Consider the following 17,884-nt stretch of genomic DNA (forward strand, 5'->3'; position numbering starts at 1 on the left):
ATTACACTGCAGCTCTACTTGCATTGACCACGTTTGACATTTCTCTGACCAGCTTTTGGTAATCTCTAGTAAATTGCTGGGTGATTGTTGCCAGAGCCTCTCCCATTTCATTCATGGTTCTATTAATTTCTTGTTGCATCTGTAGATCTAGAATTTCAACCTGCTTTTCGACTGCACTGCCTGTTTTACTTACCGATTGTGTAATCTGATCTTCAAGACTATCGAATGTTCTACGCACTGCTTGAGCTTGTACCTTGAATATTTCATCCAACGTTGTTTCCAAGCGTTCATGTAGCTTAGTGGTAGCCGAAGTCATTTCAGATTGAACCTCTTTCGTACTAATGATTAGTTCTTGATTCGCATCCTTCAAAACTTTACCTGTTTCACGAGCATCATCTTTGATGTCCGCAACAAGTACACGTAATTGACCATTTAGCTCAGTGATGGAATCTTCAAGATGTTGGCGGATCTGTTCTGTTGTATCAGTCAAGTGACTCGTAACATTGCTTAAACCACCAGTGGCAGTACCGACTTGTTCCTGAATATCTAATGACGCTTCTGCTAGTTTGCCACTTAAAGTATGTGAGCTTTCAATTAGCTGTTGGGATACCTTTTCAGCACCAGTTTCTAAATTCATGCGTAGATGTTCAACACTTTGATTCGCAGTTGAAGTAAATTGCTCGATTATGTTTTGCGACTCATGCAGCATTGCTACGTAGTGGCTTGATGCGGCTTGAACAGATTCAGAGATAACCGACATGGTATTATCCATCTGTTCACGAATTTGAGGCATTGCTTCAATCGCTTTATCACGAAGATCTTTGAAAGCTTCTAATCTATGTTCAAGCTCAATAACTTGCTCGTGACCAAACTCCATCACTTGTTGTAGTTTTTCCATCGTTGCTGGGATCGCTTCTGTACGTTCACTAATACTTGCAACCGATTTTTCAGTAAATGAAATGGCATCAACTCCCATCTGATATTTGATTGCCATATCTGCTAGCTGTGCTTTGTAATTTTCTTGCCAGTCAACTAGCTTCTTGACGGACTCATCTAAACGCTTGAAGTTTTCACCAAACTGTTCTGTCAATTTGTCATTAAACTCAACTATTACTTCTTTCAAAGCGTTAATAACTTGTTCTGTTGCTGATTTTGATAAAAGGTCACCAAACTCATCCATCTTCTGCCACAGTTTGCTTTGAAAATTGCTACTGTCTATGGCTGCTTGCTCCAAATAACGATTCATAGACTTTTGTCCATCATTAATGTCAATCCGGAGATTTTTTATCTGCGATGTCAATGATGAGTCCTCATCCCCTTTTATCGCTGTCAACAGTTCTTGTGACGAGTTCAGTTGTGCAGACATAACGGAATAGATTTCCTCAGGCCCAACACTTTTTATAACTTCTTTCTCTTTCTGTGAAATCAAGCCTAAGAAAGCTTTGTATAGTATTGAAGCCGCCATGCCCACGAGGCTTGTCAAGAAAGCAGTTTTAAGACCTGCTAATAGAGACTCTATGCTTTCATCAATATTCGACGGATTGAACTCCATTAAGCCGACAACTATTCCAGCAAAAGTACCAAGGATACCAAGTGATGTTAAAATGTTTGTCGTACTTGAGGTAAATCTTGGTGCTTTCCCTTTGTAAGCCAATGCCGTCGACAAAACCAAAAGAAGTACAATGAGAATAATAAATGCGTCTGAAATTGCTGCTGCGGAGTATGATGCTATAAAGCTTGCCAATGCGTTTGTCATTGCTTAAAAACTTGTTGTATATGGTGACGAGGAACAAAATTCTAAATCAAAGATATGTGGCACGCTATACCTTAAATGCTTAGATCGTGAAGTAGGCAATAGTTATGAAAACCTTAGATTATAGGATCGGCGCCATGTATACACACAACAATCACATATGCATTTAATCGCGATTCACTTTTTAAATCGCCGAGATTGAGAATCGTAATTATTGAGTCATTTGTTTGAAATTGACGACCAGTTCAAACGAAACGATGCTTTTTTACAAAGTCTTAGCCACTTACTCTCAAGATTTTGCTAATTCAACATCTTATCTTGGGGATATCTTGCCAACGCGTTGTGTACTGTGGGGTCAACATATCACGCCGCATTGCCCATTTCTGAGTAATACCCTGTGCCGCCAAAAAAAGAGTATCACTCCCATACCGACCATTTAGAGTATCGTAAACATGCATCAACGCAGGGTTGTTCGGATTAGGATTGAATAAATCTGGTTGTTCATGTTGCCCATCAACAAGGTCAAGCAAACCCACGCCAATCTTATAAAACCGAATATCCTCCTGAAACAATTGCTCAGCCAATAAAGAGGCAATCTGGGTCAATTGCGTCACATCAGATGTCGGATAAGCAAATCTATGAATCGCTCTACGTACAACCGAATACTCGTCAAACGGAGAGCTATTTGCAAAACAGAGCATGACTCGGCAGAGTGATTTTTGTTGACGGGCCTTATAAGAGGCAATATTGGCATGTTTACACAAGGCTTGCTTCAACGACTCAATATCTGTGATTCGCTGCCCTGCACTACGCGTAGAAAAAATTTGTTTCTTATCGGCTCGAGCTACATCCCATCCTTTGCATTTTTGTCCATTCAGCTCACGAACGGTACGTTCAACCTCAACGTTAAACTCTTTCCTAATGAGGGCGGGAGGATAGTTAGCCAGTTGTAAAGCGGTTTTAATGCCCATTAGCTGTAGGCGCTGTCCAAGTTTACGGCCGATGCCCCACACATCAACTGCTCGTAATTGAGATAACACTATTTGATGCTCTTTTTCATTATCAAGTACACAAACACCCTGATAAGCATCCAATTTTTTTGCGGCATGGTTAGCCACTTTCGCGAGTGTTAATGTACTCCCAAAGCCAACACTTACAGGAAGACGGCACTCACGCCAGACGGCTCGTCGTAATTTCATACCATGCTCTTTGAGAGAACGAATGGCAGGAAAGCTATGCTCAAATGAAAGGAAAGACTCATCGATACTGTATATGTGTTGCTCGGGCGCGAATCTCCCGATCACCTGCATCATCTTTGACGATAAGTCGGCATACAATTCATAGTTTGATGAAAGTGCAATAACGCCTTTTTGCTCACAAAGCGCTTTAACCTGAAAGTAGGGTTTAAACTTCTCAACACCCGCTTCCTTTGCTTGGCGGTTCGCAGCCACAACACAACCATCATTGTTTGATAACACTATGATGGGCTTTCCTCGCCAATCCGGACGAAAGACTTGTTCAGCACTACAGTAAAACGAGTTCGCATCAACTAAAGCAAACATCACTGATCACTCAATATCTGATTACTTCGATGGAAACGAATGGAGCTAACCACAACGCCTTCTAAAGAGAAGGTATCAAAATCGTGGATAGCGACAGGCTGCATTTTTTCATTTGCAGAGAGCAATAATCGACGACGAATATCGAGGATCTTACATACAAACTCTCCATTAAAATTCGCAACAATCACATCGTGATTCATCGCTTCAAGATGACGATCAACAATCAGCAAATCGCCATCAAATATCCCCACTCCTTGCATAGAATCGCCACTCGCTTTACCAATAAAAGTGGCGCTCGGATGCTGGATAAGTAAACCATCAAGATCAATGGAGAGTTGTTTGTATTCAGTTGCAGGACTTTCAAAACCTGTGATGCCCGCACTAGCGTAAATAGGTATGACTTTCATATAACTTTACTGTATTTATATACAGTATTATTTTTATATTGAAATCGCGAAAAAGCAATTTAAAAACGATACTAAGTTACAAATTTCCTATCCTCTCAGCGATCATTTGAGAGGCGTTTGTCCAACTGTCTGTAATCAATACACTTTCAAATCGAACCCTCTACATCTGTTCAATCATGGCTTCCACGGTTTGCAGCATCTGGCTTTGCATTTGACTCATTTCGAGATTGAGGTTTTCGATTTCTTGCAAAATCCGCTTGGTTTCGGCTTGGGTTTTGGCATTGCCGTAGCGCTGGCTATCGGTTAAACCTTCTTCGCGCTGCGCCTTGGCCATGATGTTCTTTGCTTCGCTTTCCAGTTTGAGGACCTTGGCCTCCATTTCCCGCATCTGCAACTCAAGCTGCTTTTGCTGAAGCTGTTGCTCCTGCTGCTTTTGCGCGGCTAACTCGGCCTGCTCTTCCTCAGTCATATCCTCCGGCTCTTTTTCAATATTCAGCGCCGCTCGGACACGCTCCATAAACTCTTGCTTATTCGGCACATCGGTAAGCTCAAGCACTAAATCAATCACGGTGATTTGTACCTCTGGCGGCAACTGTGCGGTGATCATCATCATTCGTTCTGCTAACTGCGATTTGTAAGCAGCGGTTTGCTGAATGGGAGCGAGCGCAATATGGGCGCGTAAGCGGGTCAAATCATTGGTCAGTAACCCTTGTTCATCGACATGGTTCATTACCACGGTTTTGCGCTTTCGCTTGTCATTGCGGTTGATCACAATCGCTTTATTGTGCTGCTCACGCATATCCTCAAGGATGTACCCCAGTAGCAGCTCACCCAATAGCTGCGATCCAAAGTTGTAGTTATCGTTGATTTCGGCAAGCGTTGTCGCCCCTTGCTCCACCAGATTGGCAATCGCAATCCCACTGGTCGCGTTGGATTCTTGCCCCAAGAAGGCTCCATAAACGCCCATGGTATCTTGGATAAGCTTCATCGAATCCTGCATCACATTAAATTGCTGCGCGGCGATATTGAAATCTTGTTGAACCTGAAACACTTCGCTGATGGATTTTTGGTTTTTCCGCTGTGGGTTGAGCTTAATCAGGCCATCGGGTCGTTCAACCTCTTCTAAAATCTGTTGTTGGCTCATATTGGTGGCATCTTCATCCATTAAGACTCGTTTGGCCTGCAGTAACCACGTCAATTTAATGCGCCTAAAGTTGACTTCATCTTGCGCAGGAATGGCTCGAGCAATCAAACCATAGGGCTCACCACTGGCGTCTTTGCGAAATCCCCAGAACGGCACAATAGGAAACAGGCCATTAGGCGCAGCACAATCACGACTCAATAAGTGATACATCCCAGCGTACCACTCTTCTTTAATCCGACTGACTTGAGCCTGCCGCAGTGTGGCTCTCTCCATCGCCAGTGCCATCGCATGAGTTAGATCGTTCGGGTCAAACTCCATCACTCGTCCATCTTGGGTTTCAAGCACGGCTTTGCGCTCTATATGACGCACATACACAATCTGCAAACGAATACGCTCACGGTTATGGGATAAGTACTCCGAATGATCCCGTGACCAGTGATTAAATGCCTCATGCGCACTGGTCAACAGTGGGTCGAGCCCTTCGAGATTTTCAACATCAACAAATCCACGCCAATCCTTTTTCGCGTATTCCAGTACCTTCGCTTTGTGGGGAACCAAAGTCGCGAGCTCATCAATATCGATCCAGCGCATACGCATCACCCAGCGACAATCGCTCCAGTCGGGTTCAGTGGAGAACCAGTCCCAAAACACTTCATCACGAGGGATAAGCTTGATTTTGTATTTAGGCCCGAACGGGTTCGGATTTCGGTATGCCTCAACAAAACCCACGCCCGCTTTGATTTGCGACCCATACGCCTCTGAGCGTGCTTTATCGAGTCGACCTAGCCGAACCGCATCCGCAAACTCGGCATTCACGGCTTCCGCCATCAGTTCCATTTGTTCATCGGGATCATCTGCGCACACCAAAAGGTCGGTGCGTGTTTTGGCTTCCATCCCGAGCACACCATCAATGGTCGGCGCAATCAGGTTATGGATTGTGGTGGGCTGGCCACGCTGTTTAAGCTTATCTTTGACTCTCGGATCAAGCTGATCGCCATCGTAGTACGCGGTGGCAACTTTGGCAGCGCTGCGCCAGTCAGGTTGGCCATCAATATCGGAGAGAATACGCAGCATAAAAGTATCGAGTTTTGCGTGTTGCATCATTTGGTCTGCCAATGATTGTTAGAAGGATCGCGTTTGAGGTCTTCTGACTTCACACGCTTTGGCATACGTGCACGGGCTTCTTGGGCGAGCATATGACTCATCACTTGGTCATCAAAACACCCTTCCTGAGCGTTCATCGCTCCCTTTTTGTCGTACACATAGCTGTGGTATTCCGAAATAGTCCCCATCCAACGAATGCCAGAGACGCCGTTTTGAAAGAGCATCTTCATGCCTTCCGTGAGGATAGGTTTGGATTGTTTGGTGGTTAACCAGCCGAGCTTGACCGTCTCATCATCGTTGTCGCGATCTAGGTATTGCTCTGAATAGATGTAAGGTGTGGGGTAGATTTCTCGAAGCTTTTGAATAAAGGCATGGCCGTGGTTATTGCGCTCAGGCATCACGTAAGCGTTGCCGTATAAAATCGCGATATGTTTAACCAGATAAGCCAATAACTCAGCATCGATATAGCCAAACCAGTGGGCCACTTGCTCACCATCGGATTTTTTCACAACATCGATACTACTGCGGTCGCCATGCTCTAGCCCTTCGGCAATATCCACACCCAGCGCATACTCTTCATCCTCATCAAACATTTCCCACATCAGCAAAAGGTTCATCGCGTTGCGCTGCATGCGAAGCGGATCGTGACTCTCTATCGAGTGCACCCGAGTTAGGTTTCCCGTCATAGGCTCAAGGTCATAGACCAAGAACGGGGCAAGAACATCCGCTTCCGCGGCCATAATATGGACAGGATTAAACACCCGACGCCCTGAGGTTAAAAACGCCTCCAGCGGCGTGGACGGGAATTCCTGTTTCATCTCCTCGCCCTGCATGGCTTCTTTCTCGAGATACCACTGCTTTTGCTCATCATCGAGCTGGCAGCCCATCGATTTTTCGACTCCGGTAAAGTACTCAGCCATCACTTTCGGCACTACGAGCCCATTCATCGGCACTTTTGAGCGGTATTTCGGATCTTGCCACCATGCGAAAAAATGAAACTGATAATCCTCGCGGCTCAGCTCTACTCCACTTTTGGTTTGCTCCATAGCGCGCATGCACATGGTATAGAAATCGCCCCCGACACCTTCTGCCGTGGACTCAATAAAACAGATCGCATTCTGGTGAATCGCGTTAAGCGTACCCGTTTTCACCTCTTTGGCTTTGTGTGGGTACTTCGCACAAATTTTGCCATGCTCAGAAATATGCAAGCGCTGCACAGTACCGGAGCGAAAGGAGGTGGCGACCTGAATACTTGAGCCGTTCTTAAACACCATGCGCCCACCGTTGGCTCCACTCTTACGCTCTTCGGTTGGGATTGCCGCCTTGAGCCATGCCGGAAGGTTGTCGTAAGGCACTTCCACTTTGGTTCTGAAAATCTCCCCCGCGGCTTGTTTGTCCTGCGCGACGATGCCGCACTTAAGCCGTTTATTGAATAGCGCTTCATCGAGTAGGTAGATATCAATGGCGGTCGAAAAACCAAGCTGGCGCGCTTTTAGGATAATGTTGCGATGGCCCATCATCTTAAACAACAATGCTTGGGCAGGGCGAAGCTTGAACGTCACCAGCTCGCCATCTTCATTCTCTATCTTGTAAAGATGATTGAGCCGCCACCACTTATTGCTCAGCCGAGAAAAAATAAAAGCGCGATCCTGCGCGCTTATCTTCTCTTGGGGGACGGAACCAAGGTTAATCATTCAGTACGAACCCGTCCGATCCCATCTCTTGAATTTCTTGCACAATGTCGGCAATTGCAGTTCCAAGCCCGGCAGACTCTTGTGCAATCCGCTCAGCTTCCAATTCTGTTTTCTTTACCTGTGCTTTGGTTCGTAGTAGAGATTCCACGCGCGCCATGTTTCTATCAACAATGTTGTCGGTGCTGACGTAGAGCTCATACAGTTTGACGCGTTCAGCCAGCGCCAAGCCTTCCTTACCAAGCTCGGCTCCTATCTTCTGGTAGGTTTCCATGGCTTTCAGCACCCGCGCCCGACAAAACACAATCTCGTGGTCAATGTCCGAGTTCGCTGCATCAAAAATGGCATCTGGATCATTTAAGCGCTGTGCATAGCCATTGTGTTTGGTTGAGCACTGGTTGCCATGAATAAACCGCCCACTTTCATCGCGTTGATGAGTCGTATCTAGATGCAAAACACGCTGTAAAAATTGCGCATGGGTCGGTTTCGGTGAGTGTTGATCAGTAATGTGATCAGTGAACTGATCACTTTCACTGATCACTGATGCTTTTTCACCCTTACCTTTTGATTTAGAAACTTTTTCTTCCCTACCTTCTCCTAACTGATCACATTGAGCGAGCCGTTCCACATCGGGCGAAGAAGTGATAGCACGTGGGGATTGAACGTTTTTTGCTGGGTTTTCGCTGTTTTCGAGTGGCGAATTCAACACCTGCAGATATCGACGCGCCGTGTTGTAATTGATTTGGTTTTGATCACACCACGCTTTGATTGTGATGCCTGTTTGTTCAAACGCGAGTTTGTACTCTTGTTGCAGCGCTTTCCAATCTCGTTTTGCCATCATTAAGGCTCCGAATTGCGAGCAATAAAAAAGGCCGCATCAAAAGATGCAGCCTCGCTATTGTTGGAAAATCTACCGCAATTACCTTGTCATATCAATGAGCGACTCGAGTTTACTCAATCTTCAAATTCAGCAGATAAGCGCTTTTCAAGCGTCGAAAGTGCCTCGGCTTCATGCCGATACAATTGCGTTCTCCACTCTTGAAGTAGGCGAACAATCGCAGACCAATGACGAATGATAAGTTCTTTGTGAGTCGGCAAAGCTGCACCCAAAAATGAGGCTTTCCAATCCGCTTCCGTCGTTCGAAACTCACCTACACCATCACAACTCTCACAAGGTCGCTGCGTTTTGGGAATAACGCCTGTTGCTTTGCAACGCGGACATTTTGCTGATTCTGCGGCCTTTTTCTGCGCGTAATCGGCCAGTAGCTGTTTCTGCGCGTCAATACGCGTTTGGTGTGACGCAATGTTGGCCTGCAAACGACTGCTCTCAAATGGATTGGTTTTGATCTCAATTGCTCGCTCCATCGAGCGCATGGCTTTGCTAAGTGCTTCAATCGATTTCTGGGTCCTCGCTGCATAGGCGCTGTATCGACGCCAAACCGAAGCCAGACGAGCTTGCTGACTGTCTATCGGAACATTCAACACATCCGCCATGACCAGATAATGCAAATGTTTAAGCTCATTCGAAGCCAAACTGATCTCTAAGCGATGAACCTCCAGTGATCCAAGAAAATCCCTCAATACCACCAACGAATAAGCACAATGCAAGTATTTGGCATTAAGGATTGCCATACCGATAGGATTATCGCGCTGCGCTAAGCCCATCGCACCGAGAAGCTGCTCTTTGGTCGGTCCATTTTTACTGACAGACTCTTCCCATTTCATGGTTCTTGCGGCGCTTAATAGTGTTAAAAGCTCAAGCTTTTTACTCACTTTCGTGACTCCTTACTCTGAGAATATGGTCTAAAAATGGCAAAACGGTATGGGCTCATTACATCAAGACTCATCCGCTCGCACCGAAAGCTCTCGAAGCCAACTTTCTCGTTGAGCCATCATGGCCTTGATTTTGCGCTCAGCCGATTGCGCAGCCTGCTCTGATACCGCGGACTTTCGCTGTTTAAATGAAATCAGCGCGACGTTCTCGTTATTAATATCGATTTCAATTTGCTGGATCTTTCGCTTCAACAACTGCGCATCATCAATGGGTTTCGCCGCAGCTTGAGACACCGCGACAATTCGCCCCTTGTCTTGCTCTTTGCAAAGCCAAGCGTGGATAAATCGCTGGATCCCTTGCGCGGTTTTCTGGCGTGTTGGGTTTGCCTGACACCAACCGATCATGTTGCGAAGCTGTTGGTGAATATCAACGGCAGGATAGAGCGAGCGCCACTCCACCAACTGAGATTGGGTCACCGGATACGAAACGTTTTTACCTTTGAGTGGGATCTCAAACACAACCGGATCCAAAATAGGATCCGTTTGAACACTGAAAAGCGGCGCATCGCCTTCTGGTGGATCTATTAATGGATCTATTGATGGTTTATAGCCGAAATCCGACCTACCCCCAGCCGAAATCTGACCTACCCCCTCGGGTAAATTCGTCTGTTCGTATTTCGAATGTTCGAGTTTTGAATGGACGAAATCCGTCTGTTCGAAATCCGACTGTTCATCAGCAGTAGATTTCAATCGCTTCACGGGCAGTTGATACTGGTTATTGGAACGCACTAATCGACCTGAATCGGCTTTCTTGAACTGGTTTCGCTTCACAATCCAGCCCCCCGCTTCCAACTTCTTTAAGGTTGCTTTGACTGTGGTTGGAGATACTCCACTTTTACGAGCGATGGTTTCAATCGAAGGCCAGCACACGCCGGCATCATCAGCATGATCTGCCAGACAAAGCATAATGAGTTTGTCAGAGCCTTTGAAAAGAGAAATATCCCATACGTAGCTCATTACCTTAACGGACATCGTATTACCTCAATGATCAATCTATCCAAAGCTACTGGCCGTCTACGAATAGTTACCCATGGCCAATAGAAAGCCCGTTCCCTCGCAATCAGAAAGTGATGAAGTAAGCTTGCCACCAACCATATCCACTCACCGAGCATTCGGTACGGAAAACATGGCATCTTTCTAACCACGAACCAATCCCTCATAGACAGCCTTGACATACAGACGCTTAGCTTCATAAAGGTCAGCCATTTCGTCGTAAGTAATCTCGGTTTGCTGACCTTTCTCAACCTTGAACAGACGCCATTGAAGATTCTCAATCCGAGCTCTTAATGCTATTCTTCCCATCACTGCTTCTCCGAAGTGGTATGTGAAATTTCCTCGCAAGACTTTTCACTCGGCTTTAAACCGTTGCCGCGGTTTAAAGCCAACTCTCTTTCCTCATCCAATACCCGAGGGTAATGCTCACACTTATCCTTCAATCGCTGAATTTGATCTCTTTCGAAAGTTAATGTCTCCTGCCCCTGCGATAACGCTACGCGACAGGTATTCACCGTGATACAGGCAAGCTGCTCCACCGTGGTCCAAAATGAGTTTGTTCTCATAAAATCACCATAAATCAGAATGATAGAAATTTAGCTGTTACAGCTTCGCTTCCACTCTTTGGTTTTCATCAAAAAATGAAATTCGAATACTCGGCTATCAGGTACAAATTCTCCCCACTGGCTAACAGCTGAATGCGTGGTCTGGACTGCTTCAGCAACTTTTTGTTTAGAACCAAAGAACTTAATGACATCTGCGGTCTTAATGGGTGGTAAATAGGATTTCATACTTCACTCGTTATTAGTTTTCTAACATTAAATATCATTAGAAAACTTAACGCAAGTGAATGTAAGATATCTAACATGACGAGAGAAACGATTGGCGAGCGTATTCGCCGAGTTCGAAAAGAACTCAAACTCACCCAACAACAAGTGGCCTCCAGTATTGGAGTCTCACCCACGTCTCTTGTTTTCTGGGAGAGAAATGAAACTACACCTAAAGGCTCGAACCTAATTGCTCTGTGCAAAAAGTTACGAGTTGACCCCCTTTGGCTACAAACTGGCAAGGGAACTCAAGACTCAACCGCGGGTAATGCTGAACTGCTTGGTAACATGCAAGTTTGGGATAGTAATACTCCCCTTGGTGATGACGAGGTTGCGGTTCCCTTCTTATCGGATGTGCGTTTATCGGCAGGAAATGGCTTCGTCAGTGATAGTGAATCAGATAATGGCTTTCGATTAAGATTCGCCAAGTCCACCTTACGCCGATATAACGTTGACCCTGAAAATGCAGTTTGTGTGGCCATCACAGGTGATAGCATGGAACCCGTTTTGCCAAATGGCTCCACGGTAGGTATTGATTGTGGGGATAAAACGCTCATTGATGGGAAGATTTACGCCATTAACCACAACGGCGAACTCTTTATCAAAAAGCTCTATCGCCTGCCCGGTGGTGGACTAAGAATTTATAGTTTTAATGAAATTGAATACCCTCCGAGAGAGTATTCACAAGAGCAAGTTGCTGAACAACAAATCTCTATTGTAGGTAGGGTTTTCTGGTATTCAGTCCTGTTGTAATTCCTTATTTCTTTCCCAATTCGTCATACTACATACTCAACAATGAATGGTGATTCATCACCGTTCCTTTCTACTACTCCATAAGCCAAATCTTAGAAATGTTTGACCTAACACATTAAAGTTAGTTTTCTTACATTAACACTTGCAATATCAAGGTTAGATAACTAACATAAAATATAAGTTATCTAATCATAGCTATTCCAATAGCGCGTGATTCCTGATTCACAGTCACTTATTGCGAGGAAATATCCATGGCGGCAACCATTGATACCCAATACGGAACAGTAACCACTTCACCGCCTTACTTTAGCCAACGCTTACATCGTTCAGTAATCGCGCTAACACTTTATCCCACTGACGATAGCTGGGGGCTAAGTCGAGAATGCCCAGCAGAAATCACGATTACACCATTATTTCTCAACATGTTTGCCAATGATGCCGCTCCACTCGCTAAAAAGCTTGGCGCGATGCACTCCATCAAAAAGGTTGGTGAACAAGATGGCATCGAAAGGTAGGCAATATGAGTCAATCACAAATTTCCATCATCACTCTTAAAAAAGCTGCAGAAGTGATTGGCCTGAGCACTAAAACGCTGAGGCATAAAGCACGCGAAGGATTTTATCCATCAACAATCGTGAAAAAAATTTGCGGTACTTGGATGGTTGATATTGAGGAATGGAACAAATGGCATCGAATGCAGTAACCGACAATCTCCCATCAGGCGTAGAAATCCGCGGCAATTCTCTGAGAATTTCATTTTATTACATGGGCAAACGTCGTAGAGAATCATTAGGCTTACCTCCAACAAAACAAAACATAAATTTTGCTAAACAGAAGCGGGAAGCAATTCAATATGAAATCAAGATCGGTACTTTCAATTATGCCGCCCACTTTCCGGAGTCAAAACATGCATCAGGTGTACCGCAAGCAAAGAACTTGCTACAACTTACTAAGCAGTTCCTTGCCTCTAAAGATCATGATATCCGCCGATCCACGTTGCAAAGATATGATTGGGTGTTAAGAGATTTTATTGAAATATATGGAAAAACCAGAAGTAGCGACACTCTTTCACCACGGACTTTGACGGAGTTTCGCCAAGAGCTCGTTAAAGGAAAAACGGGTCGCACCATTAATCGAAATCTGGTGACAATCAACGCATTCCTTGCTTGGCTCTATAAAATGGAATATGTCAGCCGGGATTTGTCCAAGGTTTTGCAAAGGGTGAAAGAAAGCGAAGTCGATATTCAGCCCTTTTCAATGGGCGAGATCGACAGCATTTTGAAACACTGCCACCAACTGCAGCACCGCAATATCGTGACCTTGCTTGTCTATAGCGGCATACGTAGTGGCGAGCTTTGTGCGCTCGCATGGGAGGATGTGGATTTTGAGAATAAAACGATCCATATCCGCCGTTCGACTTATGATATGCGCGGATTAAAAACCACCAAAACAGACAAAGAGCGGTTTGTTGACTTACTGCCACCCGCTTTAGATGCTTTAAAAGCTCAACAATATTTAACCTACTCGTTCGAGCCTAAAGAGTACGATGTCGAATTACCCGGTCAGGCCTACAGAAAAGAGTCTCTACGATTTGTGTTTAATCCTAAGGTCGTTCGGGAGCAGAAGGTCAGTGGCTATGACTATTACGGCAAACGTGCACTAGGCCGAATGTGGACGGCACTGTGTAAAAAAGGAGGTGTCCGTTACCGTAACCAGTATCAACTTCGACATACCTACGCTAGTTGGATGATCACTCACGCTAACGTCAACGTGAGTTACTTGGCACAACAAATGGGCCACGCTGATATCACCATGGTCGCAAGGGTCTACGGTAAATGGCTGATTGAGTCGAACAAGAAAGAATCCGAACGGGTATGGCAAGAGCTAGAAAAAGTGAGGAATCAATAACAGCCGATTAGGCGGTTTTTTGATCCTACCGAACGGAATCCCCATAACTCCTACAATCAACTAGGTCGACATGACAACAAACTTTTGCCCCATTTCGCGTTAGAACCTTTACTCATTCACACCCTATTCATGTGCTTTTGCCTTACTAAAAGTGATCAATTATTCCAATGCTGTTTGTTGTGAATCCCTGTGATGTATCACGGGGGTAAATTCCCCCGCACAATCAACTCTCACCGAACAAATGACAGTTTCACGCTGGCGTGCCTGTGAATCCTCTGGCTGAAAAACTGCTACTGATTAAAGCGCTTGGCTACTTACCTAATGATATTCGTTGGACAGATTTTCGTGTCTGTGAGGAGCGAGCTGTGATTATCACGCCCTCTGGCCGTGAGTTTAGCCCTAAGGAATTGGAGAGTTTCGTGCATTGGCGGGATTAACACCGCCAATTTGAGGAAACTTACGGCCACATTGAGTAGCCGAAAGTTTACCCTGCTAAAGATAACTTATTGCCCTTTAGAGGGGGTCACCGAATAAAAGTGGCAACTTGGGTACCTAGTAAAATGAAAAGTTAAGCACTCAACGTTATTTCATTACCATTTTCATCATATTCTGGAGTGGAACCACTTGCATGATAAAGAGATACAAAATAGTTTTTTAATCTATAATCTAACCCAGTTGCTTCAGCTTTCTGAACTGAATTAAATTCAAGAGATGTAATGTTTCCATCCAAAGAATCAAGAGATACAGTACTTGGATGAGCCGCAAGAGTATCTCGCCAAGTCTTCATTTTTTCAACAGCTTGTGGTTGTTTAACGTACACTAACAAACCGCCACAGTTTTCTCCCTCTACTGCTGTTGCATATCTTGTTAGAAGTTGTTCTAAGCCATCCGCAATATACTTTTGTCCTTTCCATAACTTAGCTTCACCAATCCACTCAAAGCCAAGAGTTTGGTGTTTAACCAAAATATCACAGTGCCCACCATGTTGTGTGTCATGCTCAGCGTCATAATTAAGAGTTTTAAGACACTTAATTATGACTGAACTAATAGCGTCTTCACCAAATGCCTCGCTTTGAAATTGGTGTCTGTCATGTTGAAGATCTCTTATGATTTTCTTAAGATCTTTATTTAAAACATTTACAAAACTGTCATAGTCACTGACGGTTTTGCGTTCAAAAAAGTCTCTAGTAGAAGAGTCTGTAACTAACAGAGCCATTACCAGCTCTAGATTATATCCGTGTATAGTATTGGGCTGATTCATTGGCCCTCCGACATAACACGTCTATATGTACGTAGCATTGTTGAAGGCCTGAAAACGGGATATATATACTTGTTAAAATCTACTACCGTTGTTCCTGTATGCGGATGATAAAAAGTACCCTCCGTCAATGCCACATGAACATCTTTCGGATTTATGGGTTCCGGTTCTTCCATGAACTCATCCAAGAATTCAAAGTGCATTTCCAAAAGATATGCCTTTGGTGTAGTAAGAAAATCTGTTGCTTTCACTAACAAAGGGAACTGTTCATTCGAGTATTGTGTTACTTGCATCAAAGTCCCGTAAGTAACATAGTTTAATGTAAATGACCTTCTATCTGTTAGATAATCAAAAACAATTAAACATGTGCTCAGTTCATCGCTATTTACGTTAAAATGATCAATAATGTAGAGTCTATAGTCATCAAACTGCTCTCTTACTCTTTCCATTGATTCCATAATTAGTAACCTAAATGTGAGTTAGAACTTTATCTAACACATATATGATTTCACTAAGTTTAGTACCGTTGTGAATTATAACTTTCTCTAGCCGACCATTATTTAACAGCATAGCCCTCTTGCCATGAAGCTCAGCTGCCACTGTCATATCACCAATATCCCATAGTTTGATAATACGAAACTTAGCCAGAGTCGATGCAGCATTCTCGCCCGCTGCATGATAGTTATCATTTTTTATACAGCCACCTGAGGCTAAGCTTGGTAATTTGATACTATCAGTGTTTCCATCTTCGGTCACAAAAGAAACAGAGTGAATCCTACCATCACTTTCATCATACAAACTCGAAATAGCACGAAATAAATTTTCGCCTTGAACTAAGTTTACGGATGCTTGACCAAGCAAATAACTACGAAGTTTATGGAACTCCAATGAGCCTTCAGCACTAGGGAGTGCACTAATATCGATAGCTATATATACATTATTGTTCTGACTATCCAAAATCACGGCGTGGAAGCACTGTGTAGACACTCTCCGTTTACAGAATAGCTGAGCATCTTGAGATATTTGTGCCAAACCTGCAGCCGATAATTGACTTCGTTGTAAAGGCTCTGTTTTAGTAAAATACGCTTTGTTGGAGAATACAGCACACTTAATAGTTCTACCGTTTACCACTGGCATTGTACTATAGTGGCAAAAGATTAGATCTGTGTTGCAACTGCTCAGTGTACTCTCATCGACAGGGAATGGATAGTTCGTTACATAGGGATGATTACTTTGAGTCAATCCCGCAGCTAATGTGGAAAAATGACTATCTAAGCTATTGAACTTGGTATTACTTACATCTTTATAGATGGTAATCTGACGATTTCCACCAAAAACAACATCCATCCAAATATCATCAATTTTTACCGATATTGAAGGGTCAGTTGCTAACCGATCTGAGATTTTTTGTTTAAAAGGCTCTATCCCTTGAGCACTAAATCCTAGACTATCTGATAAGAGTTTTCTCGCTACAGAAAAACTCAACCTTGTAACTAAAAGTTCAAACTTTTCAATGGCAGTGTAATTCATGCCTAGTGATCCTATTTTTATTTATTTTTAGCTTATAGGCCCAAAACGGAACTATATACTGTTAATTATGGTACTAGGGTATGCATTCTATTGATATTATTTAGATCAAATTTATACAAAAAAACCGAACCCCATCACTGAGATTCGGTAAGACCTTACATTAGGAGTCAGGTGGATAACCTGACAGTTGAGCCGATAGATTAAGACTCAACTCACGTGAGCCCCATTAGTAGGGCTCGACTTACAAGGTGGCTTATGGTGAAGCCAATTTGAAGCTGTCGTATAAGACAAAACCACCCTATCAATTCCCTAGCCGCTGAGTAAATCCTTAATAGTGTGGCCATGACATTGCTCGCGAAAACTCATCCTTTGTTGCTTCGGTTGCGCTCAGTCTCAAGAATCAGACACAAACGTTTGCTATTGTGTTGCTGCTTTGCATGACATTGAACTCACCTCTAACGTTGTAACTTACTCAAAATTCTAGAGAATTTTAGTAGTTTTGATAGGCAACGTACTTCATGTTCTCCACCAATATCCAGTAACGCAATCCCAGCAACAATTTGTTGCGGTGTTACGGTCGTACCAGTTGGCAAAACTAGTCGCTGCCCTCTAAAGGAAAAAACCGACCATGCAGTCTCGGATGAAAGCTCCCGATTCTTATAGAGTTTCATGAGGCGTCGGCATTCTGGAGGGATCGAATTTCCTCGGTCCCATTCTTTGACGGTTCTCACGCTTTTAAAACAAAGTTCGGCTGTTTCTTCTATGGATAAATCGCAGATGTATTTTCGGAAAATAAAATTATGAGTGAGTTCGGAGTGTTTCATAAAGATATACTCCAAAATCAGCAACATTCGTAAGGTTATGATACATAAGGAATATCTAACTTAATTAAACAAAGTGCGCACTTTACAAAGGCGTATTAATTAGCAAATTTGCCTTATAAAAAGTTATTCATTAATCACTAATATTAGAATTCCTGAAACTCATTTTTGTCCAATTCGTACATAGAACTTCTTCGCCTCTACGTGTTGCGATGATGGGACCAAAACAAACTGAACGTGGTCCCATTACAAAGTGAGATGGGACCAAAATGGGACCAAAGCGAGGGCTAAATCGGGTCA

The 17,884-nt window shown here is 43.9% G+C and carries 17 protein-coding genes and 1 pseudogene; 5 read left to right on the top strand and 13 right to left on the bottom strand.

Annotation, left to right across the window (positions count from 1 at the left end):
• Position 1: 1 nt before the first annotated feature.
• From GOU96_RS06025 to GOU96_RS06070, 10 genes are all read right to left on the bottom strand, one after another.
• Positions 2–1,756, bottom strand: coding sequence for a MotA/TolQ/ExbB proton channel family protein (locus GOU96_RS06025; protein WP_032470221.1), 1,755 nt, complete (start codon positions 1,754–1,756; stop codon positions 2–4).
• A gap of 302 nt (positions 1,757–2,058) precedes the next feature.
• Positions 2,059–3,315 carry a Y-family DNA polymerase gene (locus tag GOU96_RS06030; RefSeq protein ID WP_267782547.1) on the bottom strand — a complete coding sequence of 419 codons (1,257 nt, stop codon included), beginning with the start codon at positions 3,313–3,315 and terminating at the stop codon, positions 2,059–2,061.
• On the bottom strand, positions 3,315–3,722 hold the full coding sequence (locus tag GOU96_RS06035; RefSeq protein WP_000864710.1) for a LexA family protein: 408 nt from the start codon (positions 3,720–3,722) through the stop codon (positions 3,315–3,317). The genes GOU96_RS06030 and GOU96_RS06035 overlap by 1 nt, the downstream gene beginning before the upstream one ends.
• A 160-nt stretch (positions 3,723–3,882) precedes the next feature.
• A complete protein-coding gene (locus GOU96_RS06040) occupies positions 3,883–5,970 on the bottom strand; it encodes a portal protein (RefSeq protein WP_267782545.1) in 2,088 nt (695 codons plus the stop codon).
• Positions 5,967–7,664, bottom strand: coding sequence for a terminase (locus GOU96_RS06045; RefSeq protein WP_267782542.1), 1,698 nt, complete (start codon positions 7,662–7,664; stop codon positions 5,967–5,969). Before GOU96_RS06045 ends, GOU96_RS06040 begins: the two co-directional genes overlap by 4 nt.
• The gene (locus GOU96_RS06050; RefSeq protein WP_095471535.1) at positions 7,657–8,502 is read right to left on the bottom strand and encodes a hypothetical protein; all 846 of its coding nucleotides are present in this window, start codon (positions 8,500–8,502) and stop codon (positions 7,657–7,659) included. The genes GOU96_RS06045 and GOU96_RS06050 overlap by 8 nt, the downstream gene beginning before the upstream one ends.
• Positions 8,503–8,615: 113 nt before the next feature.
• Positions 8,616–9,434, bottom strand: coding sequence for a TIGR02642 family protein (locus GOU96_RS06055; protein ID WP_267782538.1), 819 nt, complete (start codon positions 9,432–9,434; stop codon positions 8,616–8,618).
• A 63-nt stretch (positions 9,435–9,497) separates the two neighbouring features.
• Positions 9,498–10,466, bottom strand: coding sequence for a helix-turn-helix domain-containing protein (locus tag GOU96_RS06060; RefSeq protein WP_267782537.1), 969 nt, complete (start codon positions 10,464–10,466; stop codon positions 9,498–9,500).
• 165 nt (positions 10,467–10,631) lie between these two features.
• On the bottom strand, positions 10,632–10,796 hold the full coding sequence (locus tag GOU96_RS06065; protein ID WP_000532438.1) for a hypothetical protein: 165 nt from the start codon (positions 10,794–10,796) through the stop codon (positions 10,632–10,634).
• A gap of 287 nt (positions 10,797–11,083) precedes the next feature.
• The gene (locus tag GOU96_RS06070; protein WP_000844441.1) at positions 11,084–11,278 is read right to left on the bottom strand and encodes a Cro/CI family transcriptional regulator; all 195 of its coding nucleotides are present in this window, start codon (positions 11,276–11,278) and stop codon (positions 11,084–11,086) included.
• Positions 11,279–11,353: 75 nt separating this feature from the next.
• On the opposite strand from GOU96_RS06070, the gene GOU96_RS06075 reads away from it, so the two are divergent.
• From GOU96_RS06075 to GOU96_RS06095, 5 genes and pseudogenes are all read left to right on the top strand, one after another.
• Complete coding sequence (locus GOU96_RS06075) at positions 11,354–12,067, top strand: S24 family peptidase (protein WP_000196481.1); 714 nt, start codon at positions 11,354–11,356, stop codon at positions 12,065–12,067.
• Between the two features lie 251 nt (positions 12,068–12,318).
• Complete coding sequence (locus GOU96_RS06080) at positions 12,319–12,582, top strand: hypothetical protein (RefSeq protein ID WP_000741595.1); 264 nt, start codon at positions 12,319–12,321, stop codon at positions 12,580–12,582.
• Positions 12,583–12,587: 5 nt separating this feature from the next.
• Positions 12,588–12,770 (top strand): hypothetical protein, encoded by a 183-nt coding sequence (locus GOU96_RS06085; protein WP_000083583.1) that lies wholly within the window; start codon positions 12,588–12,590, stop codon positions 12,768–12,770.
• Positions 12,752–13,975, top strand: a complete 1,224-nt coding sequence (locus GOU96_RS06090) for a site-specific integrase (protein ID WP_267782534.1) — start codon at positions 12,752–12,754, stop codon at positions 13,973–13,975. Before GOU96_RS06085 ends, GOU96_RS06090 begins: the two co-directional genes overlap by 19 nt.
• A gap of 260 nt (positions 13,976–14,235) precedes the next feature.
• A pseudogene (locus tag GOU96_RS06095) lies at positions 14,236–14,547 on the top strand (phage protein); the annotation flags it as partial.
• Here the strand turns inward: GOU96_RS06095 and GOU96_RS06100 are convergent.
• From GOU96_RS06100 to GOU96_RS06110, 3 genes are read right to left on the bottom strand one after another with little or no spacing between them, the layout of a single operon-like run.
• Positions 14,544–15,191, bottom strand: coding sequence for a hypothetical protein (locus tag GOU96_RS06100; RefSeq protein ID WP_141239455.1), 648 nt, complete (start codon positions 15,189–15,191; stop codon positions 14,544–14,546). The pseudogene GOU96_RS06095 and the gene GOU96_RS06100 sit on opposite strands and share 4 nt — an antisense overlap.
• A 41-nt stretch (positions 15,192–15,232) precedes the next feature.
• The gene (locus GOU96_RS06105; RefSeq protein WP_141239454.1) at positions 15,233–15,691 is read right to left on the bottom strand and encodes a hypothetical protein; all 459 of its coding nucleotides are present in this window, start codon (positions 15,689–15,691) and stop codon (positions 15,233–15,235) included.
• Between the two features lie 10 nt (positions 15,692–15,701).
• Positions 15,702–16,763 (bottom strand): hypothetical protein, encoded by a 1,062-nt coding sequence (locus tag GOU96_RS06110; protein ID WP_095463704.1) that lies wholly within the window; start codon positions 16,761–16,763, stop codon positions 15,702–15,704.
• Between the last annotated feature and the right edge of the window lie 1,121 nt (positions 16,764–17,884).

The sequence above is a fragment of the Vibrio sp. R-1 genome, assembly GCF_035615595.1.
GTDB lineage: Bacteria > Pseudomonadota > Gammaproteobacteria > Enterobacterales > Vibrionaceae > Vibrio > Vibrio cholerae.